The sequence below is a fragment of the Pantoea sp. S18 genome (assembly GCF_045689705.1).
Lineage (GTDB): Bacteria > Pseudomonadota > Gammaproteobacteria > Enterobacterales > Enterobacteriaceae > Pantoea > Pantoea symbiotica.
In genome coordinates, this window is record NZ_CP142688.1 from 3,232,428 (window position 1) to 3,258,755 (window position 26,328).

General features: G+C 53.8%; 17 protein-coding genes, 2 tRNA genes and 3 rRNA genes. 15 read left to right on the forward strand and 7 right to left on the reverse strand.

All coding sequences use genetic code 11. The annotated features are described in order from the left end of the window. Nucleotides 1-339: 339 nt before the first annotated feature. The 10 genes from nrdH (at nucleotide 340) to emrB (ending at nucleotide 12,009) form a co-directional block, all read left to right on the forward strand. Complete coding sequence (gene nrdH / locus VIJ98_RS14940) at nucleotides 340-582, forward strand: glutaredoxin-like protein NrdH (RefSeq protein ID WP_008101624.1); 243 nt, start codon at nucleotides 340-342, stop codon at nucleotides 580-582. 3 nt (nucleotides 583-585) lie between these two features. Beyond that, nucleotides 586-990, forward strand: a complete 405-nt coding sequence (gene nrdI / locus VIJ98_RS14945) for a class Ib ribonucleoside-diphosphate reductase assembly flavoprotein NrdI (protein ID WP_007886412.1) — start codon at nucleotides 586-588, stop codon at nucleotides 988-990. Then, a complete protein-coding gene (gene nrdE, locus VIJ98_RS14950) occupies nucleotides 969-3,107 on the forward strand; it encodes a class 1b ribonucleoside-diphosphate reductase subunit alpha (RefSeq protein WP_154155571.1) in 2,139 nt (712 codons plus the stop codon). Before nrdI ends, nrdE begins: the two co-directional genes overlap by 22 nt. A gap of 8 nt (nucleotides 3,108-3,115) precedes the next feature. Then, nucleotides 3,116-4,075: a class 1b ribonucleoside-diphosphate reductase subunit beta gene (gene nrdF / locus VIJ98_RS14955; RefSeq protein ID WP_154155569.1), complete on the forward strand. Its 960-nt coding sequence runs from the start codon at nucleotides 3,116-3,118 to the stop codon at nucleotides 4,073-4,075. A 398-nt stretch (nucleotides 4,076-4,473) separates the two neighbouring features. Next, nucleotides 4,474-5,664, forward strand: coding sequence for a glycine betaine/L-proline ABC transporter ATP-binding protein ProV (gene proV / locus VIJ98_RS14960; RefSeq protein WP_008101632.1), 1,191 nt, complete (start codon nucleotides 4,474-4,476; stop codon nucleotides 5,662-5,664). Between the two features lie 2 nt (nucleotides 5,665-5,666). After that, complete coding sequence (gene proW, locus VIJ98_RS14965) at nucleotides 5,667-6,839, forward strand: glycine betaine/L-proline ABC transporter permease ProW (protein WP_179449810.1); 1,173 nt, start codon at nucleotides 5,667-5,669, stop codon at nucleotides 6,837-6,839. Between the two features lie 63 nt (nucleotides 6,840-6,902). Beyond that, nucleotides 6,903-7,898, forward strand: coding sequence for a glycine betaine/L-proline ABC transporter substrate-binding protein ProX (gene proX, locus VIJ98_RS14970; protein WP_008101636.1), 996 nt, complete (start codon nucleotides 6,903-6,905; stop codon nucleotides 7,896-7,898). A gap of 706 nt (nucleotides 7,899-8,604) precedes the next feature. Next, nucleotides 8,605-9,135 (forward strand): transcriptional repressor MprA, encoded by a 531-nt coding sequence (mprA, locus tag VIJ98_RS14975; RefSeq protein WP_008101638.1) that lies wholly within the window; start codon nucleotides 8,605-8,607, stop codon nucleotides 9,133-9,135. A gap of 148 nt (nucleotides 9,136-9,283) precedes the next feature. Further along, entirely contained in the window at nucleotides 9,284-10,456 is a 1,173-nt protein-coding gene (gene emrA, locus VIJ98_RS14980; protein WP_008101640.1) for a multidrug efflux MFS transporter periplasmic adaptor subunit EmrA, read from the forward strand. A 17-nt stretch (nucleotides 10,457-10,473) separates the two neighbouring features. Beyond that, nucleotides 10,474-12,009 (forward strand): multidrug efflux MFS transporter permease subunit EmrB, encoded by a 1,536-nt coding sequence (emrB, locus tag VIJ98_RS14985; protein ID WP_154155565.1) that lies wholly within the window; start codon nucleotides 10,474-10,476, stop codon nucleotides 12,007-12,009. A gap of 37 nt (nucleotides 12,010-12,046) precedes the next feature. Here emrB and VIJ98_RS14990 read toward each other — a convergent pair whose 3' ends face one another. Beyond that, entirely contained in the window at nucleotides 12,047-13,159 is a 1,113-nt protein-coding gene (locus VIJ98_RS14990) for a tRNA/rRNA methyltransferase (protein ID WP_008101646.1), read from the reverse strand. A 156-nt stretch (nucleotides 13,160-13,315) separates the two neighbouring features. Between VIJ98_RS14990 and trxC the strand changes: the two genes are divergently transcribed. The 5 genes from trxC to VIJ98_RS15015 all read left to right on the forward strand — a co-directional run bounded on the left by trxC (nucleotide 13,316) and on the right by VIJ98_RS15015 (nucleotide 19,072). Next, the gene (trxC, locus tag VIJ98_RS14995) at nucleotides 13,316-13,735 is read left to right on the forward strand and encodes a thioredoxin TrxC (RefSeq protein WP_008101648.1); all 420 of its coding nucleotides are present in this window, start codon (nucleotides 13,316-13,318) and stop codon (nucleotides 13,733-13,735) included. A 91-nt stretch (nucleotides 13,736-13,826) separates the two neighbouring features. Next, nucleotides 13,827-14,531: a tRNA-uridine aminocarboxypropyltransferase gene (locus VIJ98_RS15000; protein WP_154155563.1), complete on the forward strand. Its 705-nt coding sequence runs from the start codon at nucleotides 13,827-13,829 to the stop codon at nucleotides 14,529-14,531. An 87-nt stretch (nucleotides 14,532-14,618) separates the two neighbouring features. Then, nucleotides 14,619-17,276, forward strand: coding sequence for a GNAT family N-acetyltransferase (locus VIJ98_RS15005; protein ID WP_154155561.1), 2,658 nt, complete (start codon nucleotides 14,619-14,621; stop codon nucleotides 17,274-17,276). A 116-nt stretch (nucleotides 17,277-17,392) separates the two neighbouring features. Further along, nucleotides 17,393-18,748 carry a CDP-diacylglycerol--serine O-phosphatidyltransferase gene (gene pssA / locus VIJ98_RS15010; RefSeq protein WP_323274713.1) on the forward strand — a complete coding sequence of 452 codons (1,356 nt, stop codon included), beginning with the start codon at nucleotides 17,393-17,395 and terminating at the stop codon, nucleotides 18,746-18,748. Between the two features lie 3 nt (nucleotides 18,749-18,751). After that, nucleotides 18,752-19,072 carry a YfiM family lipoprotein gene (locus VIJ98_RS15015; protein ID WP_154155557.1) on the forward strand — a complete coding sequence of 107 codons (321 nt, stop codon included), beginning with the start codon at nucleotides 18,752-18,754 and terminating at the stop codon, nucleotides 19,070-19,072. Here the strand turns inward: VIJ98_RS15015 and VIJ98_RS15020 are convergent, their stop codons facing one another. From VIJ98_RS15020 to VIJ98_RS15045, 6 genes are all read right to left on the reverse strand, one after another. After that, the gene (locus VIJ98_RS15020) at nucleotides 19,073-20,377 is read right to left on the reverse strand and encodes an MFS family transporter (RefSeq protein WP_154155555.1); all 1,305 of its coding nucleotides are present in this window, start codon (nucleotides 20,375-20,377) and stop codon (nucleotides 19,073-19,075) included. It lies immediately after the preceding gene. Between the two features lie 233 nt (nucleotides 20,378-20,610). Beyond that, nucleotides 20,611-20,726 (reverse strand): 5S ribosomal RNA (gene rrf, locus VIJ98_RS15025). Between the two features lie 208 nt (nucleotides 20,727-20,934). Further along, nucleotides 20,935-23,840 (reverse strand): 23S ribosomal RNA (locus tag VIJ98_RS15030). Between the two features lie 203 nt (nucleotides 23,841-24,043). After that, a tRNA-Ala gene (locus VIJ98_RS15035) sits at nucleotides 24,044-24,119 on the reverse strand. A 116-nt stretch (nucleotides 24,120-24,235) separates the two neighbouring features. Continuing rightward, nucleotides 24,236-24,312 (reverse strand) — tRNA-Ile (locus tag VIJ98_RS15040). 73 nt (nucleotides 24,313-24,385) lie between these two features. After that, nucleotides 24,386-25,925: ribosomal RNA gene (locus tag VIJ98_RS15045) — 16S ribosomal RNA — on the reverse strand. The 16S, 23S and 5S rRNA genes sit together here with 2 tRNA genes alongside, the layout of an rRNA operon. Between the last annotated feature and the right edge of the window lie 403 nt (nucleotides 25,926-26,328).

Genomic DNA, 26,328 nt, shown 5'->3' on the forward strand with positions numbered 1-26,328 from the left:
TTTTTTGTGGGCGCGAGATAGTGCGCGCTTTCCCTCACCCGCAAGTGGGAGAAGGCTGGGATGAGGTCCAGATCGCACAAAATCCAACCACCCTTCCCACCTCATTCCCTTTACAAAAAATTTTTCCGGCCTGGAAGGCGCATGATCTCTGGGCTTAGCGATTATCCGAAGATCAAAATAACAAAACCCTATATCTGGTGGGCTTGACCCTTTTAATCACTACATCTAGTATTCAACCCATCAACCAGCTACCAAATGTCGTCAAGGACGAAGTTCGATGCAAACAGGAATTTGCTTCGTATCTCGCAATCTGACCGCAATCAAAGGGAAATACGAATCATGCGCATTATTATTTACACCAAAGACAACTGTGTCCAGTGCAATGCGACAAAAAATGCCATGGACCGCAAAGGTATCGACTATCAGCTGATCAACCTTGATACCCAACCAGAAGCCATCGACAACCTCAAATCTCTCGGCTATCGCCAGGTGCCGGTGGTGATGACGCAAGACGATCACTGGAGTGGCTTCCGTCCCGACAAAATTGCCAGCCTGCGCCAGCTCGCGGCCGTCGGGGGATAAGCCATGTTTCCACTGGTCTATTTCTCTAGCCAGTCGGAAAACACGCACCGATTCATCACGCGTCTTGGGCTGCCTGCCCGCCGTATTCCGGTTGACGGCACGCAGCGCCTGCATATCGAACAGCCCTACATTTTAGTGGTGCCGAGCTACGGCGGCGGCAGTTCGCGCGGAGCCGTACCGAGACAAGTGATTCAATTCCTCAATGATGATGCCAACCGACGCGGGATTCGCGGGGTGATTGCTGCCGGTAACCGCAACTTCGGTGAAGGTTATTGCCTGGCGGGCGACATCATTGCGCAGAAATGTCAGGTTCCCTATCTCTACCGCTTTGAGCTGATGGGAACCCCCGACGATATCGCTAATGTAAAAGCGGGAGTGACCCAATTTTGGCAACGACAGACACCCTAAACAGCTCGCTAACGGATTACCACGCGCTTAACGCGATGCTGAACCTGTATGACGCCGATGGCCGCATCCAGTTCAGCAAAGATCACGAAGCGACGCACCAGTTCTTCCTGCAGCATGTGCAACCCAATACCGTGCAGTTTGCCTCTGCGGGCGAACGCCTGCGCTATCTGGTGGCCGAAGGCTACTACGAAGCCGAAGTGCTGAATCAGTACGATTTCGCTTTCCTGTGCCAGCTGCACGATGAAGCCGATGCGGCGGGTTTCGCTTTCCACACCTTCCTCGGTGCGTGGAAGTTCTACACCAGCTACACGCTGAAAACCTTCGACGGCAAACGCTATCTGGAAACCTTCGAACAACGCGCCTGCATGGTGGCGCTGACGCTGGCACGCGGCAATGAAACCTTAGCGCGCGAGCTGCTGGCAGAAATGCTGAGCGGTCGCTTCCAGCCGGCTACGCCAACCTTCCTTAACTGCGGTAAGCAGCAGCGCGGCGAGCTGGTCTCCTGTTTCCTGCTGCGCATCGAAGACAATATGGAATCGATTGGTCGAGCGGTGAACTCGGCGTTGCAGCTGTCGAAACGCGGCGGCGGCGTAGCGTTCCTGCTCTCCAACCTGCGTGAATCAGGTGCGCCGATTAAGCGCATTGAGAACCAGTCATCGGGCGTGATTCCGGTGATGAAGATGCTGGAAGATGCGTTTTCGTATGCCAACCAGTTGGGTGCGCGTCAGGGCGCAGGCGCGGTATGGCTGAATGCGCATCACCCGGATATTTTCCGTTTCCTGGATACCAAACGCGAAAATGCCGACGAGAAGATCCGCATTAAAACGCTGTCGCTTGGTGTGGTGATCCCGGATATCACCTTCCAGCTGGCGAAAGAGAATCGCGATATGGCGCTGTTCTCGCCGTATGATGTTGAGCGCATCTACGGCAAAGCCTTTGGTGATATCAGCATCAGCGAACATTACGACGAGATGCTGGCGGATGATCGCATCACCAAAACCTACATCAAGCCGCGCGATTTCTTCCAGACGCTGGCAGAGATTCAGTTTGAGTCGGGCTATCCGTACATCATGTTCGAAGACAGCGTGAACCGCAGCAACCCGATTGCCGGCCGCATCAACATGAGTAATCTCTGTTCCGAGATTTTGCAGGTTAATAGCGCCAGCGAATTCTATGACGATCTCAGCTACCGTCGCGTCGGCAAAGATATCTCCTGCAACCTCGGTTCGCTCAACATTGCCCATGCGATGGATTCGCGCAATCTGGCGCAAACCGTGGAAACCGCCGTGCGTGCGCTGACCGCCGTTTCCGAGATGAGTGAGATCAATTCGGTGCCGTCGGTGGCGGAAGGCAATCGCCGCTCGCACGCGATTGGTTTGGGTCAGATGAACCTGCACGGTTATCTGGCGCGCGAAGGCATGGCGTACGGTTCAGAAGAAGCGCTGGATTTCACCAATCTTTACTTCTATTGCGTCACCTATCACGCCGTGCGCACCTCGAATCTGCTGGCGCAGGAGCATCAGAAAAGTTTCGACGGTTTCGCAGAGTCGAAATACGCCAGCGGTCAATATTTCGATAAGTACACACAACAAGCGTGGCAACCGCGCACCGCGCGTGTGGCAAAACTGTTCGCTGATGCCGGACTTGCTCTGCCAACGCAGGCCGACTGGCAAGCGTTGCGTGCAGCGGTGATGCAAAATGGACTGTACAACCAGAACCTGCAGGCGATTCCGCCAACCGGTTCGATCTCGTACATCAACCATGCGACCTCCAGCATTCACCCGATTGTGTCGCGCATTGAGATCCGTAAAGAGGGCAAAACTGGCCGCGTCTATTATCCGGCTCCGTTTATGACCAACGACAATCTCGACCTTTATCAGGATGCGTACTCGATTGGGCCGGAAGCGATTATTGATACCTACGCCGAAGCCACGCAGCACGTCGATCAAGGCTTGTCGCTGACGCTGTTCTTCCGCGACGACGTCACCACGCGCGATATCAACAAAGCGCAGATTTACGCGTGGAAGAAAGGCATCAAAACGCTCTATTACATTCGTCTGCGCCAGATGGCGCTTCAAGGCACCGAGGTGCAGGGCTGCGTCTCCTGCTCACTGTGATGAAAACTATGCAACTAAGACAGATTCAAGCGATTAACTGGAACCGCATCCAGGACGAGAAAGACCTCGAGGTGTGGAACCGACTTACCAGCAACTTCTGGCTGCCGGAAAAAGTGCCGCTCTCCAACGATCTGCCGGCGTGGCAGTCGCTGGACCACCAGCAACAGCAGCTGACGATTCGGGTGTTTACCGGCTTAACGCTGCTCGACACCATTCAGAACGTGATCGGTGCGCCGGGCCTGATGGAAGATGCGATTACACCGCATGAAGAAGCCGTGCTGTCGAACGTCTCCTTTATGGAAGCGGTGCATGCGCGTTCGTACAGTTCGATTTTCTCCACGCTGTGTAACACCGCAGATGTCGATGCGGCGTATCGCTGGAGTGAAGAGAATGAAGCGCTGCAGAACAAGGCGAAGATTGTGCTAGAGCACTATCGCGCCGAAGATCCGCTGAAGAAGAAAATCGCCAGCGTGTTCCTTGAATCGTTCCTGTTCTACTCCGGTTTCTGGCTGCCAATGTATTGGTCGAGCCGAGGCAAGCTGACCAACACCGCTGACCTGATTCGTCTGATCATTCGTGACGAAGCGGTTCACGGTTACTACATCGGCTATAAGTACCAAAAAGCGCTGGAAAATGTTGATGCTGGTCGCCGTGAAGAGTTGCAACAGTTCGCGATTGATTTGCTGCTGGCGCTGTACGAAAACGAAGTGGTGTATACCGAAGCGTTGTACGGCGAAGTCGGCTGGGCTGAAGAGGTGAAAACCTTCCTGCACTACAACGCCAATAAAGCATTGATGAACCTCGGCTACGAAGCGCTGTTCCCGGCGGAACTGACCGCAGTGAACCCGGCGATCTTGTCCGCGCTGTCGCCTAACGCCGATGAAAACCACGACTTCTTCTCGGGTTCAGGCTCTTCCTATGTCATGGGCAAAGCCGTCGAGACTGAAGACGAAGACTGGAATTTTTAACATTAAAACCCGGTGCGCATTAATGCGCACCTTACATCGTAGGGTCGCCATTGATGGCGACCTGGATTCCACATTTATTTCCATCGCCTCGTCATAATTGATATTTAAATATCCCTAAACCGCCCTTCTCTATTTTCCTCACAACATCTTTTTTTACGTCATTGACACCATTTCCGCCGTGAAATAGTGATAAATCACACTCTCCTTCATAAAAAATTAATCCGCGCGCATCCCTTGTGAGCACTGGTGATTTTAGCCATTGACCGCTGCACGCACCGCCGAATATCGCCATTCAGGGTTGTCAGATAATTTCACTATGCTAGGGTATAGGGCGCTTAAATTTAATCAGGACCACAACAAGAAATAGTTAAACATTTAACCGGGAAATTAATTACTGCATGGCAATTAAACTCGAAGTAAAGAATTTATATAAGGTATTTGGGGATAATCCCGAAAAGGCATTTAAGCTGATCGATAAAGGCGAAAGCAAAGAGAGTATTCTGGCAAAAACCGGTCTCTCTGTTGGCGTCAAAAATGCCAGTCTGGCCATTGAAGAAGGCGAGATCTTCGTCATCATGGGGCTTTCAGGTTCAGGTAAGTCCACCATGGTTCGCCTTCTCAATCGTCTGATCGAGCCCACTCGCGGCCAGGTAATCATAGACGGTGTCGATATTGCCAAAATATCGGAATCGGAACTGCGTGAAGTACGCAGAAATAAGATCAGCATGGTATTCCAATCCTTCGCATTAATGCCGCACATGACGGTGCTAAATAACGCTGCTTTTGGCATGGAATTAGCCGGCGTCGCTTTGGCGGAACGTCAGGAAAAAGCGCTGGAAGCATTGCGTCAGGTTGGTCTGGATAATTACGCTCACTCTTATCCCGATGAACTTTCTGGCGGCATGCGTCAACGCGTTGGATTAGCCCGCGCATTGGCGATTAATCCTGATATTTTATTAATGGATGAAGCCTTCTCAGCACTTGATCCGTTGATTCGTACCGAAATGCAGGATGAACTGGTAAAACTGCAGGCGAAACATCAGCGTACCATCGTATTTATTTCTCATGACCTCGATGAAGCGATGCGTATTGGCGACCGTATTGCCATTATGCAGGGCGGCGAAGTGGTGCAGGTCGGCACACCGGATGAAATCCTCAATAATCCTGCCAACGATTATGTACGCACCTTCTTCCGCGGCGTCGATATCAGTCACGTGTTTAGCGCCAAAGATATTGCGCGTCGCAGCGCAGGTTCACTCATCCGTAAAGCCGCCGGTTTTGGTCCGCGTTCCGCCATCAAGCTGCTGCAGGATGAAGATCGCGAATATGGCTATGTGCTGGAGAAACAGAAGTTTGTTGGTGTGGTCTCCACCGATTCACTGAAAGCCGCGCTGGCGGCCGGTGAAGGGCTGGATAGCGCGCTGCTCGACACGCCGTTAGCGGTTCCTGCCGATACCTCCCTGAATGATCTGCTATCGCATGTGGCACAAGCGCCCTGCGCCGTGCCGGTGGTCAGCGAGGAGAATCAGTACGTCGGTATCATTTCGAAAAGCATGCTGTTGCGTGCTTTAGACCGTGAAGGAGCCTAATCATGAGTGAACAAACAGCGAATCCGTGGGAAAGCGCCAGCCAGACCACCCAGCAACCTGCCACAACCGATACCAGCGCCGCTGCCAGCAGCAGCGATCCCTGGGCGAGCGGCGGTGCCGCGCCTGCGGATAATAATAGCGCCGATGCATGGGGCGATCCCTCCGCCGCCAGCAGCGGTGGCCACGATGCCGCCAGCAATGCTGCCAGCAGCAGCGACTGGCTGAGCAGCGCGCCCGCTCCCGCGCCAGAACATTTCAACATCATGGATCCGTTCCATAAAACCTGGATTCCACTCGATAGCTGGGTAACGGAAGGCATCGATTGGGTGGTGAGCCATTTCCGTCCGGTGTTTCAGGGGATTCGCGTGCCGGTGGATTACATCCTCAGCGCGTTCCAGCAGTTACTGCTTGGCATGCCCGCGCCGGTGGCGATTGTGGTGTTTGCGCTGATCGCCTGGCAGATTGCCAGCCCGGCGATGGGTATTGCCACGCTGGTCTCGCTGATTGCCATCGGCGCAATTGGTGCCTGGTCGCAGGCGATGGTAACGCTGGCGCTGGTACTGACCGCCCTGCTGTTCTGCATCATCATCGGCTTGCCGCTCGGCATCTGGCTGGCGCGCAGTGAACGTGCCGCGCGCATTATCCGTCCGCTGCTGGATGCGATGCAGACCACGCCCGCCTTCGTCTATCTGGTGCCGATTGTGATGCTGTTTGGTATCGGCAACGTGCCGGGCGTGGTGGTGACCATTATCTTTGCGCTGCCACCGATTGTGCGCCTCACCATTCTTGGCATTAAGCAGGTGCCAGCCGATCTGATTGAAGCGAGTGAATCCTTCGGCGCCAGTCCGCGTCAGATGCTATTCAAAGTGCAGCTGCCACTGGCGATGCCGACCATCATGGCCGGTGTCAATCAGACGCTGATGCTGGCGCTGTCGATGGTGGTCATCGCCTCGATGATCGCGGTTGGCGGTCTCGGTCAGATGGTGCTGCGCGGCATTGGTCGCCTGGATATGGGCCTCGCCACCGTCGGCGGCGTGGGTATCGTGATTCTCGCCATTATCCTCGATCGTCTGACGCAGTCGATGGGCCGCGACAGCCGCAGCCGTGGCAGCCGTCACTGGTACAGCACTGGCCCGCTGGGTCTGCTGCTGCGCCCCTTCAGTAAAAAAGCCTGATTTCAATGGGCGGTCCACTGCGGCCGCCCGTCTCCGACGTAACACGTAAAATAAGGAATGACTATGCGCAAGACAGCTCTCATCGCTGCCGTCCTGACGACGTTCGCCGCGACGCACGTGTCCGCCGCCGACCTGCCCGGTAAAGGCATCACCGTTAAACCGACTCAAAGCACCATCTCTGAAGAGACCTTCCAGACGCTGCTGGTGAGCCGCGCGCTGGAGAAACTCGGCTATACCGTTGAGAAGCCAAGCGAGATTGATTACAACGTGGCGTACACCACCATCGCAGCCGGTGATGCCACCTTTATTGCCACTAACTGGAAACCGCTGCACGACGATATGTATAAAGCAGCGGGCGGCGATGCGAAGTTTTATCGTCAGGGCACTTATGTCGGTGGCGCTGCGCAGGGTTACCTGATCGATAAGAAAACCGCCGAGCAGTATCACATCACCAATATCGAGCAGCTGAAAGATCCAAAAATCGCCAAGCTGTTTGATACCAATGGCGATGGTAAAGCGGATTTGACCGGCTGTACGCCAGGCTGGGGCTGTGAAGCGGTGATTAATCACCAGATTGATGCCTATAAGCTGAGCAATACCGTAGAGCACAATCAGGGCAACTACTCAGCGATGATCGCCGATACCATCACGCGCTTTAAGCAGGGCAAACCGGTGTTCTATTACACCTGGACACCGTATTGGGTCAGCGATGTGCTGAAGCCGGGTAAAGATGTGGTATGGCTGCAGGTGCCGTTCTCTTCACTGCCAGGCGAGCAGAGCAAAGTTGATACCAAGCTGGCGAACGGTGCTAACTACGGTTTCCCGGTGAACACCATGCACATTGTCGCCAACAAAGCCTGGACCGAGAAAAATCCGGCAGCAGCAAAACTGTTTGCTGAGATGAAGCTGCCAATTGGCGACATCAACGCCGAGAATGCAGCGATGCATGCGGGCCACGCTTCTGAAGCCGATATCAATGGCCACGTTGATGGCTGGATCAAAGGTCACCAGGCGGAATTCGATAAGTGGATTCAGGACGCACTGGCGGCAGCGAAGTAACGCGTTTACATTAGCGTTGGTATTGTGGCGGCGCGATTTATCGCGCCGTTTTTCGTGCGATAAATGCTCTAAAATCACTCAGCGCAATAAATTGCGCAGCTACGGCAAGTTTCTTCCTTACCCTTTCTCATCCCCCGATAAGCGAAGCGTGCGCTATAGCGCACTGGTACGTCCTGTTAATTAACACACCATTGAAATAATTTTTTCGGTTACTATTACCCACAAATGATTATCTCTGTTCTCCTCGCGCAATGACTGCTTCCCGATTAGCGATCGAATTCCATCATTTTTGCTGGTATCGCATCCGCGCGGGCGTTGTTAAGAGCATGTTAATCAACACCTTGATTTTAGTGGACAAGCTGCATGCTAAAAGTGTTTAGAAATCGTAAAGATGAGACCAAACCGCTGAGCGATACTGTTCATTGATGATTGGCTTTGTTATGGTTAGCAGCGCAGTTATTCACCAGAGTTATTTTTTCTCGCGAAATTATTTATCAGTAAAAAGGTTTCCCGGGATCAATTGATGACATCGGCTGCCTGCATGATCAGGCGGGATGTCAGGGCGAAATGCCCTGGGTTAAGGAACAACCTGGAATGTCAGATGTTGACAATGTGATCGTACTAACAATCACCTGCGGAAATTGTGACTACGCTTAATCTGTCACCATCATTACTATACCAGTTGCAACTAAGAGGTTTTTTTAAAATGGAAAGTTCGTTTACTCCCATTGAACAGATGCTAAACATCCGTGCTAACCGCCATAAAGATTTTCCGCTGCAGGAGATCATTCTGACCCGCTTGTGCATGCATATGCAGGGAAAACTGCTGGATAATCGCAACAAAATGTTGAAGGCGCAGGGAATTAACGAGACCTTATTCATGGCGCTGATTACCCTTGATGCGCAGGAAAATCAGAGCATTCAGCCTTCAGAACTGAGTTCTGCCCTCGGCTCTTCACGCACCAATGCCACGCGTATTGCCGATGAGCTGGAGAAGCGCGGCTGGATCGAACGCCGTGAAAGCGAGAACGATCGTCGCTGCCTGCATCTGCATTTGACCGAAAAAGGTAATGAGTTCCTGCGTCAGCTGCTGCCACCGCAGCATCAGAGCCTGCAATACTTGTGGTCTTCGCTTTCCACTAACGAGCAGGATCAGCTGGAATCGATTACCCGTAAGTTACTTAACCGTCTCGATAAAATGGACGAAGATCAGGTTATCGCTTCCCTGTCGCGCTAATAGCAAGAAGTGCGACACAATCACCTTCCGAAATCGCTATTTTAATCCCCTTTTGTCCGGCCAGCGCTCAAGCGCTGGCTTTTTCGACTCGGGCAACCGTGTTGAAGGATCAGCACATCCCGACTAAATGGAAAACGTGGAGAACGACATGAGTGCGACAGCGGAAGCTCAAAGCCCGCAACAGCCAGCGAATAAAAAGAAGAAGCGCAAAGGTGTGCTGATCCTGCTGGCTATCGTGTTTGTAATTATTGGTGTTTCGTATCTGGCTTACTGGTATTTGGTGCTGCGTCACTTCCAGGAAACCGATGATGCCTACGTGGCAGGTAACCAGGTGCAGGTGATGGCGCAGGTTTCCGGCAGCGTAAACAAAGTGTGGTTTGATAACACCGACGTGGTGAAGAAAGGCGACGTTTTGGTCTCGCTGGATAAAACCGATGCCGAGCAGGCGTTTGAGAAAGCGCAGACCGCGTTGGCCACCAGCGTGCGTCAAACCCACCAGCTGATGATCAATGGCAAGCAGTATCAGGCTACCATCAAGCTGCAACAAACCGCGCTGGAACAGGCCGAAGCTGATCTGAAACGCCGCGAGCCGCTGGGCGCGTCTAATTTGATTGGTCGCGAAGAGCTGCAACACTCGCGTGATGCCGTGGCAACTGCCAAAGCACAGCTGGATGTGGCAGTGCAGCAATACAACGCTAACCAGGCGATGATTCTGAATACCGCGCTGGAAAACCAGCCGGCGGTACAGCAGAGTGCGGCTGAATTGCGCGATGCCTGGCTGGCGCTGCAGCGTACTGAAATCCGTAGCCCGATCGATGGCTTCATTTCACGTCGTAGCGTGCAGGTGGGTTCGCAAATCTCCACCACCACGCCGCTGCTGGCGGTGGTGCCGTCAACTAACCTGTGGATCGATGCGAACTTCAAAGAGACGCAGCTTGCCGGTGTGCGTATCGGTCAATCGGCCACGGTGATCAGCGATATCTACGGCGATGACGTGGAGTATCACGGCAAAGTGGTAGGTCTGGATATGGGTACCGGCAGCGCCTTCTCGCTGCTGCCTGCGCAGAACGCCACCGGTAACTGGATCAAAGTGGTTCAGCGTCTGCCAGTGCGTATCGAGCTGGATCCAAAACAAGTGGCGGAACATCCGCTGCGTATCGGCCTTTCCACGCTGGTAAAAGTGGACACGCAGAACAAAGATGGTGCCACGCTGGCCAGTGCCGCGCGTTCGCAAGCCGCGTATGAAAGTAATGCGTTGGCAATCGACCTCGCGCCGGTTAACCAGCTAATTACTGACATCGTTCGTGCCAACGCTGACTAACGCCGCGGGAGGCTGTTATGGCACAAAAACCGCTTGAAGGTGCGCCGTTAGTCCTGATGACCATCGCCCTGTCGCTGGCGACGTTTATGCAGGTACTCGACTCCACCATCGCTAACGTGGCGATTCCGACCATCGCCGGTAACCTCGGTGCCTCGAACTCACAGGGCACCTGGGTAATTACCTCTTTCGGGGTGGCAAACGCCATCTCGATTCCGATTACCGGTTGGCTGGCGAAGCGTATCGGTGAAGTGAAGCTGTTTACCTGGGCGACCATCCTGTTTGTGTTGGCGTCCTGGGCGTGCGGCATGTCCGAAAGCCTCGAGATGCTGATCTTCTTCCGTATCATTCAGGGCGTGGTTGCCGGTCCGCTGATTCCACTGTCGCAGAGCTTGCTGCTAAACAACTATCCGCCAGCGAAACGCAGCGTGGCGCTCTCGCTGTGGGCGATGACGGTGATTGTCGCGCCGATCTGCGGCCCGATTTTGGGCGGCTGGATCAGCGATAACTATCATTGGGGCTGGATCTTCTTCATCAACGTACCGATTGGTTTGGTGGTGGTGTTACTGACGCTGCAAACGCTGCGCGGACGTGAAACCAAAACCGAAATCCGCCCGATCGACATGGTGGGTTTGGTGCTGCTGGTGGTGGGCATTGGCTCGCTGCAGGTGATGCTGGATCGTGGTAAAGAGCTCGACTGGTTTAGCTCCACCGAAATCATTGTGCTGATGGTGGTCGCCGTGGTGGCGCTATTGGTGTTGCTGGTGTGGGAGCTCACCGACGACCATCCGATAGTCGATCTGTCGTTGTTCAAGATGCGCAACTTCACCATCGGCTGTTTGTCGATAAGCCTGGCCTATATGCTCTACTTCGGCTCGATAGTGTTACTGCCGCAGCTGTTACAGGAGGTATATGGCTACACCGCCACCTGGGCCGGATTGGCGTCGGCGCCGGTGGGGATTCTGCCGGTAATCCTGTCGCCGATTATTGGGCGCTTCGCGCACAAGCTGGATATGCGTAAGCTGGTGACCTTCAGCTTCATCATGTATGCCGTCTGTTTCTACTGGCGCGCCTACACGTTTGAGCCGGGGATGGATTTTGGTGCATCGGCGTGGCCACAGTTTATTCAGGGCTTTGCGGTAGCGTGCTTCTTTATGCCACTTACCACCATTACGCTTTCAGGCTTACCGCCAGAACGTATGGCGGCGGCATCGAGCCTGTCGAACTTCGTGCGTACGCTGGCGGGTTCCATCGGTACCTCGATCACTACCACTATGTGGAGTAACCGTGAATCGATGCATCACAGCTATCTGTCGGAGTCGGTGAATCCGTACAACGTCAATTCACAGCAGATGTATGACCAGCTGGAAAGTCTGGGCATTACCCAGCAGCAGGCCTCGGCGTATATCGCGCAGCAAATTACCAATCAGGGGCTGATTATCTCGGCGAATGAGATTTTCTGGGCATCGGCGGGTGTGTTCTTGATCTTGCTGGTGCTGGTGTGGTTTGCGCGTCCACCATTCGGTGCGGGCAGTGGTGGCGGCGGCGCTCACTAAGCGACACAAATAAAAACGGGCCTTGCGGCCCGTTTTTTTATGCGTTCTGACGCCACCATTCGGCGAGCAGAATACCGGTCGCCACGGACACGTTGAGGCTTTCAACGTTGCCGGTGCCGCCAATCGACAGGCTGAGATCGCCCTGCTGAAAAGCGCTGTCTGACAGACCTTCGCTCTCCTGACCTAACACCAGCACCATTTTGGCAGGCAGCTCGGCTTTCGCCAGCGGTGTGCCTTCGTGGCTTGAAGTGGTAACGATGGTGTAACCCGCTTTACGGAACGCTTCCAGGCCATCGGCAAAGCTTTCGCCGCTGATTGCCTGTACGTGCTCAGCACCACCTTCGGCGGTACGTACTGCCGCACCCGATTCCAGCAGCGAAGCATCATTCACCAGCAAACCTTTCACACCGAAGTGCGCGCAGCTACGCATAATGCCGCCAAGGTTGTGCGGGTTGCTGACATCTTCCAGCGCCAGCACGCAATCTTTGGTCGGTGCCTTTGTCAGCCACTCGGTAACCGGCATGCCCATGCGTTTTTTAATGATGAAGCACACGCCACCGTGATGTTCAGTTCCTGAGGCTTTGGTCAGCTCAGCATCTTCAACCACGTGATAGGCTTTGCGGTTGGCCGCCAGCCAGCGCAGGGTTTCGCGGAAACGCGGTGTTACGCTCTGAATAAACCAGGCGCGCACGATGCTTTCCGGACGGCTCAGGAACAGCGCCTGACAGGCATTTTCACCGTAGACGCGCGTCTCTTCCTGACGCTGACGGCGAATCTGCTCTGGATCGATCACCGGCTTGTTCGCGGCCTCATCCAGCTGGCTGTCATCGGCAACCGGTGGACGAGAAACGGTGCGCCACGGCGAATCACCGAAGCTGCGGTTGTCGTCACCACGATCGTCACGACGTCCAAAGCTGCGGCCGCGTTCGGTATTACTCGCACCGCGCGGTGCCGAACTGCGTGCGCCGCTACGGCCACCTTCTTCATTATTACGTGCACTGCTGCGAGGACCAGAACGACGATTATCTTCCTGGCGCGCAGCAGGACGGCCGCCTTTGCCGGTACGGGGATTCGGCTTTTGACCGCCATCCTCATCACGTACGTACATCACTTTTACCTTGCCGCTTTTGCCTTTAAATTCGTCGTTCATCTGTTCCTCCAGCATTGAGAGCGCGAAGATTACCTGATGTGTCGGTGCTTAGCTATCAACTATTGAACCTATTGGGCAATCCAGATTGAGCATAGCACTCAACCTTTTCATAATGTCCGGCAATCATCAGATTTACAGGTCCGGGTTGAGGTAAATATGAATACAGTTTGTGCCTCCTGTCAGGCAACCAACCGCGTGCCCGAGTCGCGCATTGCCGATGGAGCAAAATGCGGTCGTTGCGGCGGCGAGCTGTTCAACGGTGAAATCGCCAACGCGACTGCCGCCACGCTGGATAAGTATCTGCAAGACGATCTGCCAGTGGTGATCGACTTCTGGGCGCCGTGGTGCGGTCCATGCGTTAACTTCGCACCGGTGTTTAAAGATGTCGCTGATGAGCGCCGCGGCAAGGTACGCTTCGTGAAAGTGAATACCGAAGCCGAACCTGCGCTGAGCTCGCGTTTCCGCATTCGCAGCATCCCTACGATTATGCTGTTCAAGAACGGCGAGATGGTCGACATGCTGAATGGCGCAATGCCGAAAGCGCCCTTCAACGAGTGGCTCGACGAATCGCTGTAAACCGCTGATGGCCAGCCGCGTGCTGGCCTTCCTTATTACCTTTCCCGGCTAATTCCATTACACTGGCGTTTTTTATCCTGCCTGCGAACCTATGTTTGAAAATGCCGTTCTGCGCTTACGTGCGCAACGTTTAGCGCGCGCCACGCGCCCGTTTCTTGCGCGCGGTAATCGTGTCATACGTTGCCAGCGCTGCCTGCTGCCGCAGAAAAACTGTTTGTGCGCCACCATCCAGCCACAGCAAGCGCGCAGTCGCTTTTGCCTGGTGATGTTCGATACCGAGCCGATGAAGCCGAGCAATACCGGAAGATTAATCGCTGATGTTCTGCCGGACACCGAGGCGTTTGGCTGGTCACGCACCGAGCCAGATCCCGCGCTGCTAACAGCGGTGAAGAATGAGCTTTATCAGCCGCTGGTGGTTTTCCCTGCGTCTTACGCCGATGCCGATCGTGAAGTGCTCACCAGCCCGCCGCTCACCGGTAAGCCGCCGCTGTTTATTATGCTCGACGGCACCTGGACTGAAGCGCGCAAGATGTTCCGCAAAAGCCCGTGGCTGGATGCGTTGCCGGTGATGTCGCTGAACGTTTCTGCGCCTTCGCGCTACACGCTGCGCGAAGCCCACGGCGAAGGCCAGCACTGCACCGCCGAAGTGGCTGCCGCGCTGCTGGAACAGGCGGGCGATCTCGCCGCCGCCGCCGAGTTACAGCACTATTTCGCACGCTTCCGTCATGCTTATCTGGCGGGAAAACCACATCATCCGATTCATGCTCTGGAAGAAGCATTAAGTAGCGGAATCTGAAGCTGGCTCTCAGCCTGCGATCGGCGAATCGGCAAGCGCGGTAAAAAGCGTTTACAATCATGCCAATCTTGATAGCAGGAGCGGATGATGAGCCAACGCGGACTGGAAGCGCTGTTACGACCTAAATCAATCGCGGTAATCGGTGCATCAATCACACCGGGCCGCGCCGGCTACTTTATGATGCGTAACCTACTGGCCGGTGGATTTAGTGGTCCGGTTTTGCCGGTGACGCCGAAGTATAAGGCAGTGAGCGGCGTGCTGGCCTGGCCCGATATCGCCAGCCTGCCCTTCGCACCCGATCTCGCCATCATCTGTACCCACGCCAAACGTAATCTCGACCTGCTGCAGCAACTGGGTGAAAAAGGCTGTAAGGCCTGCATTATTCTCTCGGCCCCGTCCAGCCAGTTGGAAGAGCTGAAAGCCTGCGCGAGTCAGTGGCAAATTCGCCTGCTCGGGCCCAACAGCTTAGGTTTGCTGGCGCCGTGGCAAGGGTTGAATGCCAGCTTCTCGCCGGTGCCGATTGCTAAAGGTCGCATTGCTTTTATTTCGCAATCCGCAGCGGTCTCTAACACCATCCTCGATTGGGCGCAGCAGCGTAATCTCGGTTTCTCCTGGTTTATCGCGTTAGGCGATAGCCTGGATATCGACGTAGATGATCTACTGGATTTTCTCGCGCGTGACGGCAAAACCAGCGCTATTCTGCTCTACCTCGAACACCTCAGCGATGCGCGCCGCTTTGTTTCCGCTTCGCGCAGCGCCTCACGCAACAAACCGATTCTGGTGATAAAAAGTGGTCGCAGCCATCAGGCGCAAGCGATGATCGGCACCCACAGCGGACTGGATGCTGCCTGGGATGCGGCGATTCAGCGCGCCGGTTTGCTGCGCGTGCAGGATACGCACGAGCTGTTTACGGCGGTTGAGTCGCTGAGCCATATGCGTCCACTGCGCGGCGATCGCCTGATGATCATCAGCAACGGCGCGGCACCGGCAGCGCTGGCATTGGATGAACTGTATGCACGCAACGGTAAGTTGGCGACACTGAGTGATGAAACGTTGCAAGCGCTGGCCGCACTGCTGCCAGAAGGCGTTGGGCGCGGCAATCCGCTCGATTTGAAAGATGACGCGACACCCGCGCGCTATGTCGCCTGCATTGAACGGCTGCTGGATAGCCATGAACTCGATGCACTGATGATCATTCATGCGCCAAGCGCCGTATCGCCCTCCAGCGAAACCGCTGAGCAGATTATCGCTGCGGTTGCCAAACATCCGCGCGGCAAGCAGGTCACGCTACTGACTAACTGGTGCGGCGAATACTCCTCGCAGGCTGCGCGCCGCGCGTTTACTCAGGCCGGCATTCCCACCTGGCGCACGCCGGAAGGCACCGTCACCGCGTTCATGCATCAGGTAGAATATCGCCGCAACCAGAAGCAACTGCGTGAGACGCCCGCGCTGCCAATCGGATTGACGCAGAACAGTTCGCAGGCACATCAGCTGATTCAACAAGCGCTGGATAAAGGCATCACCACGCTGGATACCCATGAAGTGCAGCCGGTGTTGCAGGCTTACGGCCTGGCGACACTGCCCACCTGGATTGCCAGCGACAGCATCGCTGCTGCCAGCATTGCCGATCAGATTGGTTATCCGGTAGCGCTCAAGCTACGTTCACCGGATATTCCGCATAAGTCCGAGGTACAAGGCGTAATGCTGTATCTGCGTAGCGCCGCAGAAGTGGAACAAGCGGCTGAAGCCATTTTCGATCGTGTGCGCGAAACCCATCCACAGGCGCATATTGATGGCCTGCTGGTGCAGTGTATGGCGAACCGCGCCGGGGCACAGGAGTTACGCGTGGTGGTCGAGCAGGATCCGCTGTTTGGTCCCATTATCCTGCTGGGTGAAGGCGGCGTGGAGTGGCAGCCAGACAAGCAAGCTGCCGTGGCTTTGCCACCGCTGAATATGACGCTGGCGCGCTATCTGGTGATTCAGGCAATGAAAAGCGGCAAAGTTCGCAGCCGTAGCGCGATGCGACCGCTGGATATTACCGGGCTGAGCCAGCTGTTAGTGCAGGTTTCCAACCTGGTAGTCGATTGTCCGGAAATTCAGCGACTGGATATTCATCCGCTGCTGGCATCGGCCGATGAATTCACGCTGCTGGATGTCACGCTGCAGCTGGCGCCTTTCAACGGTGACAACGAAGCGCGCCTGGCGATACGTCCTTATCCGCACCATCTTGAAGAGCAGGTTCAACTGAAAGATGGGCAATATTGCCTGTTCCGCCCCATCCTGCCGGAAGATGAACCGCAGCTGCGCGCGTTTATTGCTCAGGTAACTAAAGAAGATCTCTACTATCGTTACTTCAGTGAAATCAATGAGTTTACCCATGAAGATTTGGCGAATATGACGCAAATCGATTATGACCGCGAAATGGCGATTGTCGCCGTACGCCAGCAAAACGGCGTTGACGAGATCATTGGCGTAACACGTGCGATCTCCGATGCCGATAATATCGATGCTGAATTCTCGGTGCTGGTGCGTTCCGACCTGAAAGGCTTGGGCATGGGCAGACGCTTGCTGGAGAAGATGATTCGCTATACGCGCGATCATGGCCTGCAACAATTGAACGGTATCACCATGCCAAACAATAGCGGCATGATTACGCTGGCGCGAAAACTCAATTTTCGCGTGAATATTCAACTGGATGATGGCATTGTCAGCCTGAATTTGCCGCTTGGTGATGTCATCAGCTAACCTGTACAGAAAGGTAAAAGTCCTCCTCTACAGGCCGGTTGATGGTATTATTTACCGTTAGGATCATGATTTGATGGCAAAAGGCCATGCAATGAACAGAGAAGAAGTGCACTGTGATGTTGTCTAAATTTAAACGTAATAAACACCAACAACACCTCGCACAGCTGCCTAAACTGTCACAATCCGTGTCGGATCTGACGACGCTTTACTCGCCTGCCGAGTTTCGCGAAATCCTGCTGACGAAAATTGCTTCAGCAGAAAAGCGTATCTGTATCACCGCGCTGTATCTTGAAAATGATGACGGCGGGCGGGGAATAATGCAGGCGCTGTACGCAGCGCGTCAGGCACGTCCGGAGCTGGATGTCTGTATTCTGGTTGACTGGCATCGTGCGCAGCGTGGTCGCATTGGCGCCGCCCGCGGCGTGACCAATGCTGACTGGTATTGCGAAATGGCGGCTCAGCATCCGGATATCGCTATTCCGGTTTACGGCATTCCGGTTAACACCCGTGAAGCGCTCGGCGTGCTGCATCTAAAAGGGTTTATCATTGATGATACGCTGCTCTACAGCGGCGCGAGCCTGAACGATGTCTATCTGCATCAGCATGATAAATACCGTTATGACCGCTATCAGCTGATCCGCAATCCACAGCTTACCGATACCATGTATGCGTGGATCTGCGAAAATCTCAAGGAATCCGATGCGGTTAACCGCCTCGATAAAACTGAGCGCCCTTCCAGCCCGGAAATTAAGAACGAAACGCGTCAATTCCGTCAGGAACTGCGCAGCTTTAACTATCAGTTTATCGGCAATGCAGATAATGAATCACTTGCCGTCACGCCGCTGGTTGGCCTGGGCAAACGCAGTCTACTGAATAAAACCATTTTCCATTTGATGCCTTGCGCCGAGCGCAAGCTGACGTTGTGCACGCCCTATTTCAACCTGCCAGCTATTCTGGTGCGTAACCTGATTCATTTACTGCGTCAGGGCAAAGAGGTTGAGATCATCATTGGCGACAAAACCGCTAATGACTTCTACATCCCGCCAGAACAGCCGTTTAAGATTATCGGCGCGCTGCCTTATCTTTATGAGATCAACCTGCGCCGCTTCCTTAGCCGTTTGCAGTATTACGTCAATAACGGTCAGCTGACGGTGCGCTTGTGGAAAGATGGCGAGAACAGTTATCACCTGAAAGGCATTTGGGTAGATGACGAATGGATGATGATCACCGGTAATAATCTCAATCCGCGCGCGTGGCGACTGGATCTGGAGAATGCGGTGCTGATTCACGATCCGCTGAATCAATTGGCCGAACAGCGTGAAAAAGAGCTGGCGCTGATTCGTGAGCATACTTCCGTGGTGCAGCATTTTCGCGAGCTGGAAAGTATCTCGGATTATCCAGCGAAAGTGCGCAAGCTGATTCGTCGCCTGCGCCGTATCCGCATCGATCGTTTGATTAGCCGTCTGCTTTAGCCGATGCGTGCGCTCATCCTCTACGTGGTTTTGCTGTGTAGTGGATGTGCGCATGTCGCCCAGGATAACTGGACTGGCAAAGATAAAGCACAACACTACTTCTCTTCCGCTGTTCTGGCTGCCGCTGGTAGCGAAATTTCCCAGCATCAGAATCACAGCCACGGGCAGAATTTGCGTTTCGGCTTTCTGTTTTCGTTAAGTTTTGGTGTGGGGAAAGAATTATATGACAGCCGCTCGGCAGGGAGCGGCTGGAGTTGGAAAGATCTTAGCTGGGATGTCGCCGGTGCCGCCAGCGGTATCGCACTGTGGAATCTCAGTCAGTAACTACAGCGAAATCCCCTTCCCTTTGCGATGCAGCATCAGCGATACCAGGAATGCTAAAGCGCCCATCGCCGAAACATACCAGAAGAAGCTGGTTTCAATACCTTCTCTTTTCAGCAGCAAGGCTACGTATTCTGCCGACCCACCAAAAATAGCATTCGCCACCGCATAGGAAAGCCCAACGCCCAGCGCCCGGACTTCTGGCGGAAACATCTCGGCTTTCAGGATTCCACTGATCGCGGTGTAGAAACTGGTGATGATCAGCGCCAACATGATCAAAGCGAATGCCAGCCAACTGCTCTGCACATTTTGCAGCATGATCAGAATCGGAACCGTGCAGATTGCTGCACCGGCACCGAAAATCATCATTGAGGCGCGACGACCGATTTTATCTGACAGTGCGCCAACAATTGGCTGAATCAACATAAACACCAATAAGCAACCGGTCATTAATCCACTGGCACTGCGCGCATCCATCCCGGCGGTGTTCACCAGATATTTTTGCATGTAGGTAGTGAAGGTATAGAAGCTTAACGAACCGCCCGCGGTAAAGCCCAGCACCATTAGAAACGCACGGGTGTGATTACGCAGTAATCCCGTAATACTGCCGGCATCACGATGTTCGCGATGTTTTTTCTCTGAGGTTTCGTTGAGTGAACGACGCAACCACAAAGCCACGACGGCCAGCGCCGCCCCGAGGAAGAATGGGATACGCCAGCCCCAACTGCGGAGTTCTTCATCGCTAAGAATTTGCTGCAAGACGACGACGGTCAGCACCGCCAATAGTTGGCCGCCAATGAGCGTCACATACTGGAATGAGGCATAAAATCCTTTTCGTCCTTCCAATGCTACTTCGCTCATATAAGTGGCACTGGTACCGTATTCCCCACCAACCGATAATCCCTGAAACATACGCGCCAGCAATAAAATCACGGGTGCGGCCAAGCCTATTTCGCCGTAGCCCGGTAGACAAGCGATCACTAATGATCCCAGACACATCATGCATACTGAGATCAGCATTGATGCTTTGCGGCCGTGACGATCGGCGATGTAGCCAAATAGCCATCCACCTATCGGACGCATTAGAAAACCAGCAGCGAAGACGCCGGCAGTTTGCAGCAATTGGGTGGTGGTATCACCGCTTGGGAAGAAGACGTGGGCAAAATAGAGTGAGAAGAAGGAGTAGACGTAGAAATCAAACCATTCGACTAAATTGCCGGAAGAAGCACCAACAATCGCCCAGATGCGCTTTTTACTGTCGGCTGCCGTTTCAGATAGTGCCACTTTTTGTTGTTGTGAGTCAGTCATGCTTACCTCTTTTCCTTGCGAAGAATTAACGCCAAAGGATTCAGTAAAGCATCTATTAACTGGTTACGGGAATTGTCTCTATTCCTGGATTACAAAATGTGACTACCAGGGAGTTTTTAGTGCAACTTTTTGCTGATTTTCATGCAAATTCAGTTAACTACTGGATTTTATAAGCTATGTACAAACGTAAAAAAGCCCCGAACTCTCGTTCGGGGCTTCTTCACTTATTTGATGCCTGGCAGTTCCCTACTCTCGCATGGGGAGACCCCACACTACCATCGGCGCTACGGCGTTTCACTTCTGAGTTCGGCATGGGGTCAGGTGGGACCACCGCGCTACAGCCGCCAGGCAAATTCTTGTGCACGAAACGAATATTTTTCACTGATGCCACGTTGCTTTCCCTCGCGTTACTCAGTCACATACTTCAGTATGCTCCTTCATTCCGTCTCGGTCGGCGCCTCGCCTCAGCGTAAAATCTTTCGTTTCCGCTAAATCTTTAATCCGTAAAACAAGCTGAAAATATCCGGTCTCTCAGACTAAAACGCCTCTGGCGTTGTAAGGTTAAGCCTCACGGGTCATTAGTACCGGTTAGCTCAACGCATCGCTGCGCTTACACATCCGGCCTATCAACGTCGTAGTCTTCAACGTCCCTTCAGGACTCTCAAGGAGTCAGGGAGAACTCATCTCGGGGCAAGTTTCGTGCTTAGATGCTTTCAGCACTTATCTTTTCCGCACTTAGCTACCGGGCAATGCCATTGGCATGACAACCCGAACACCAGTGGTGCGTTCACTCCGGTCCTCTCGTACTAGGAGCAACCCCCCTCAATTCTCCAGCGCCCACGGCAGATAGGGACCGAACTGTCTCACGACGTTCTAAACCCAGCTCGCGTACCACTTTAAACGGCGAACAGCCGTACCCTTGGGACCTACTTCAGCCCCAGGATGTGATGAGCCGACATCGAGGTGCCAAACACCGCCGTCGATATGAACTCTTGGGCGGTATCAGCCTGTTATCCCCGGAGTACCTTTTATCCGTTGAGCGATGGCCCTTCCATTCAGAACCACCGGATCACTATGACCTGCTTTCGCACCTGCTCGAGCCGTCACTCTCGCAGTCAAGCTGGCTTATGCCATTGCACTAACCTCCTGATGTCCGACCAGGATTAGCCAACCTTCGTGCTCCTCCGTTACTCTTTGGGAGGAGACCGCCCCAGTCAAACTACCCACCAGACACTGTCCGCAGCCCGGATCACGGGCCTACGTTAGAACATCAAACATTAAAGGGTGGTATTTCAAGGTTGGCTCCACGCAGACTGGCGTCCACGCTTCAAAGCCTCCCACCTATCCTACACATCAAGGCTCAATGTTCAGTGTCAAGCTATAGTAAAGGTTCACGGGGTCTTTCCGTCTTGCCGCGGGTACACTGCATCTTCACAGCGATTTCAATTTCACTGAGTCTCGGGTGGAGACAGCCTGGCCATCATTACGCCATTCGTGCAGGTCGGAACTTACCCGACAAGGAATTTCGCTACCTTAGGACCGTTATAGTTACGGCCGCCGTTTACCGGGGCTTCGATCAAGAGCTTCTCCTTGCGGATAACCCCATCAATTAACCTTCCGGCACCGGGCAGGCGTCACACCGTATACGTCCACTTTCGTGTTTGCACAGTGCTGTGTTTTTAATAAACAGTTGCAGCCAGCTGGTATCTTCGACTGGCTTCGGCTCGGGGAGCAAGTCCCTCTACCTACGCGCCAGCGTGCCTTCTCCCGAAGTTACGGCACCATTTTGCCTAGTTCCTTCACCCGAGTTCTCTCAAGCGCCTTGGTATTCTCTACCTGACCACCTGTGTCGGTTTGGGGTACGATTTCGTGTTACCTGGAGCTTAGAGGCTTTTCCTGGAAGCAGGGCATCAGTTACTTCATCACCGTAGTGACTCGTCATCACGCCTCAGCCTTAAGATATCCCGGATTTACCAAAGATATCAGCCTACACGCTTAAACCGGGACAACCGTCGCCCGGATAACCTAGCCTTCTCCGTCCCCCCTTCGCAGTAACACCAAGTGCAGGAATATTAACCTGCTTCCCATCGACTACGCTTTTCAGCCTCGCCTTAGGGGTCGACTCACCCTGCTCCGATTAACGTTGAACAGGAACCCTTGGTCTTCCGGCGAGCGGGCTTTTCACCCGCTTTATCGTTACTTATGTCAGCATTCGCACTTCTGATACCTCCAGCACCCCTCACAGGACACCTTCAACGGCTTACAGAACGCTCCCCTACCCAACAACACATAGTGTCGCTGCCGCAGCTTCGGTGCATGGTTTAGCCCCGTTACATCTTCCGCGCAGGCCGACTCGACCAGTGAGCTATTACGCTTTCTTTAAATGATGGCTGCTTCTAAGCCAACATCCTGGCTGTCTGTGCCTTCCCACATCGTTTCCCACTTAACCATGACTTTGGGACCTTAGCTGGCGGTCTGGGTTGTTTCCCTCTTCACGACGGACGTTAGCACCCGCCGTGTGTCTCCCGTGATAACATTCTTCGGTATTCGCAGTTTGCATCGGGTTGGTAAGCCGGGATGGCCCCCTAGCCGAAACAGTGCTCTACCCCCGAAGATGAGTTCACGAGGCGCTACCTAAATAGCTTTCGGGGAGAACCAGCTATCTCCCGGTTTGATTGGCCTTTCACCCCCAGCCACAAGTCATCCGCTAATTTTTCAACATTAGTCGGTTCGGTCCTCCAGTTAGTGTTACCCAACCTTCAACCTGCCCATGGCTAGATCACCGGGTTTCGGGTCTATACCCTGCAACTTAACGCCCAGTTAAGACTCGGTTTCCCTGCGGCTCCCCTATACGGTTAACCTTGCTACAGAATATAAGTCGCTGACCCATTATACAAAAGGTACGCAGTCACCCCATAAATGAGGCTCCCACTGCTTGTACGTACACGGTTTCAGGTTCTGTTTCACTCCCCTCGCCGGGGTTCTTTTCGCCTTTCCCTCACGGTACTGGTTCACTATCGGTCAGTCAGGAGTATTTAGCCTTGGAGGATGGTCCCCCCATATTCAGACAGGATACCACGTGTCCCGCCCTACTCTTCGAACTCACAGTATGTGCACTTTCGTGTACGGGGCTATCACCCGGTATCGCGCGACTTTCCAGACGCTTCCACTAACGCACAAACTGATTCAGGTTCTGGGCTGTTCCCCGTTCGCTCGCCGCTACTGGGGGAATCTCGGTTGATTTCTTTTCCTCTGGGTACTTAGATGTTTCAGTTCCCCAGGTTCGCCTCGCAACACTATGTATTCATGTTGCGATGATGCACTGAGTGCACCGGGTTTCCCCATTCGGACATCGTCGGCTGTAGCGGTTCATATCACCTTACCGACGCTTTACGCAGATTAGCACGTCCTTCATCGCCTCTGACTGCCAGGGCATCCACCGTGTACGCTTAGTCGCTTAACCTCACAACCCACAGGCGTTTTGCAACGCGTGCAGACTGCAAGCATTTGAGAGACTCGAACATGTTGTTATTCATTTCCTATTACGGAGAAATGAACCAACACGTCGTTTCAATTTTCAGCTTGTTCCGGATTGTTAAAGAGCAATAACTTCGCAATGTACCCGAGGATACATTCTGAAGTTAGTTATCAACGTGGGGTCGTTGATGGTGGAGCTAAGCGGGATCGAACCGCTGACCTCCTGCGTGCAAGGCAGGCGCTCTCCCAGCTGAGCTATAGCCCCATAGAGTTTTGCAAAACGCGTGCTTACCAGGAGAATTCTTTCAGGTTCGAGGCGTGTCGATACGAAGCATACTCAAGTATGCGATCTATCGGCACAACGCGGAAACTGGAAGAATTTGGTAGGCCTGAGTGGACTTGAACCACCGACCTCACCCTTATCAGGGGTGCGCTCTAACCACCTGAGCTACAAGCCTGCAGGCGTTTTACGCTCTTCTTTAATTTCATCAGACAATCTGTGTGAGCACTGCGCGGGAAGGTATCTTCAGGTAAGGAGGTGATCCAACCGCAGGTTCCCCTACGGTTACCTTGTTACGACTTCACCCCAGTCATGAATCACAAAGTGGTAAGCGCCCTCCCGAAGGTTAAGCTACCTACTTCTTTTGCAACCCACTCCCATGGTGTGACGGGCGGTGTGTACAAGGCCCGGGAACGTATTCACCGTAGCATTCTGATCTACGATTACTAGCGATTCCGACTTCACGGAGTCGAGTTGCAGACTCCGATCCGGACTACGACGCACTTTATGAGGTCCGCTTGCTCTCGCGAGGTCGCTTCTCTTTGTATGCGCCATTGTAGCACGTGTGTAGCCCTACTCGTAAGGGCCATGATGACTTGACGTCATCCCCACCTTCCTCCAGTTTATCACTGGCAGTCTCCTTTGAGTTCCCGGCCGAACCGCTGGCAACAAAGGATAAGGGTTGCGCTCGTTGCGGGACTTAACCCAACATTTCACAACACGAGCTGACGACAGCCATGCAGCACCTGTCTCAGAGTTCCCGAAGGCACCAAAGCATCTCTGCTAAGTTCTCTGGATGTCAAGAGTAGGTAAGGTTCTTCGCGTTGCATCGAATTAAACCACATGCTCCACCGCTTGTGCGGGCCCCCGTCAATTCATTTGAGTTTTAACCTTGCGGCCGTACTCCCCAGGCGGTCGACTTAACGCGTTAGCTCCGGAAGCCACTCCTCAAGGGAACAACCTCCAAGTCGACATCGTTTACGGCGTGGACTACCAGGGTATCTAATCCTGTTTGCTCCCCACGCTTTCGCACCTGAGCGTCAGTCTTTGTCCAGGGGGCCGCCTTCGCCACCGGTATTCCTCCAGATCTCTACGCATTTCACCGCTACACCTGGAATTCTACCCCCCTCTACAAGACTCTAGCCTGCCAGTTTCGAATGCAGTTCCCAGGTTAAGCCCGGGGATTTCACATCCGACTTGACAGACCGCCTGCGTGCGCTTTACGCCCAGTAATTCCGATTAACGCTTGCACCCTCCGTATTACCGCGGCTGCTGGCACGGAGTTAGCCGGTGCTTCTTCTGCGGGTAACGTCAATCGGTGAAGTTATTAACTCCACCGCCTTCCTCCCCGCTGAAAGTACTTTACAACCCGAAGGCCTTCTTCATACACGCGGCATGGCTGCATCAGGCTTGCGCCCATTGTGCAATATTCCCCACTGCTGCCTCCCGTAGGAGTCTGGACCGTGTCTCAGTTCCAGTGTGGCTGGTCATCCTCTCAGACCAGCTAGGGATCGTCGCCTAGGTGAGCCATTACCCCACCTACTAGCTAATCCCATCTGGGCACATCCGATGGTGTGAGGCCCGAAGGTCCCCCACTTTGGTCTTGCGACGTTATGCGGTATTAGCTACCGTTTCCAGTAGTTATCCCCCTCCATCGGGCAGTTTCCCAGACATTACTCACCCGTCCGCCACTCGTCACCCGAGAGCAAGCTCTCTGTGCTACCGTTCGACTTGCATGTGTTAGGCCTGCCGCCAGCGTTCAATCTGAGCCATGATCAAACTCTTCAATTTAAGTTTGATTTGCTGAAACAAGTTCAGCGGTGCTCATCTGTAAAACGTCATAATGAATTTCATTATGTGTTCACTCGTGAGGCTTTGATATTTTTTACGTCCGGAGACGCTGATATCAATCCTGCGAGTGCCCACACAGATTGTCTGATAAATTGTTAAAGAGCGTTGCGAACAGCGGCTGAACCGTCTGTCGCGAGGTGGCGTATACTACGCTACTCTCCTTCGGAGTCAAACACTTTTTTCAGCGTTTTCATCCGGCGGGATGAATTTCTTCACTCCCTGCTGAGCCGTCTGCGTTGCCGCTTTGCCGTCTCAGTGGTGGCGCATTATAGGGAGTTCCTTTCGGCTGACAAGTGCTAATTTGAAGTTTTCGCGCAACCGCTCACTTTCCAGGCTATACGTT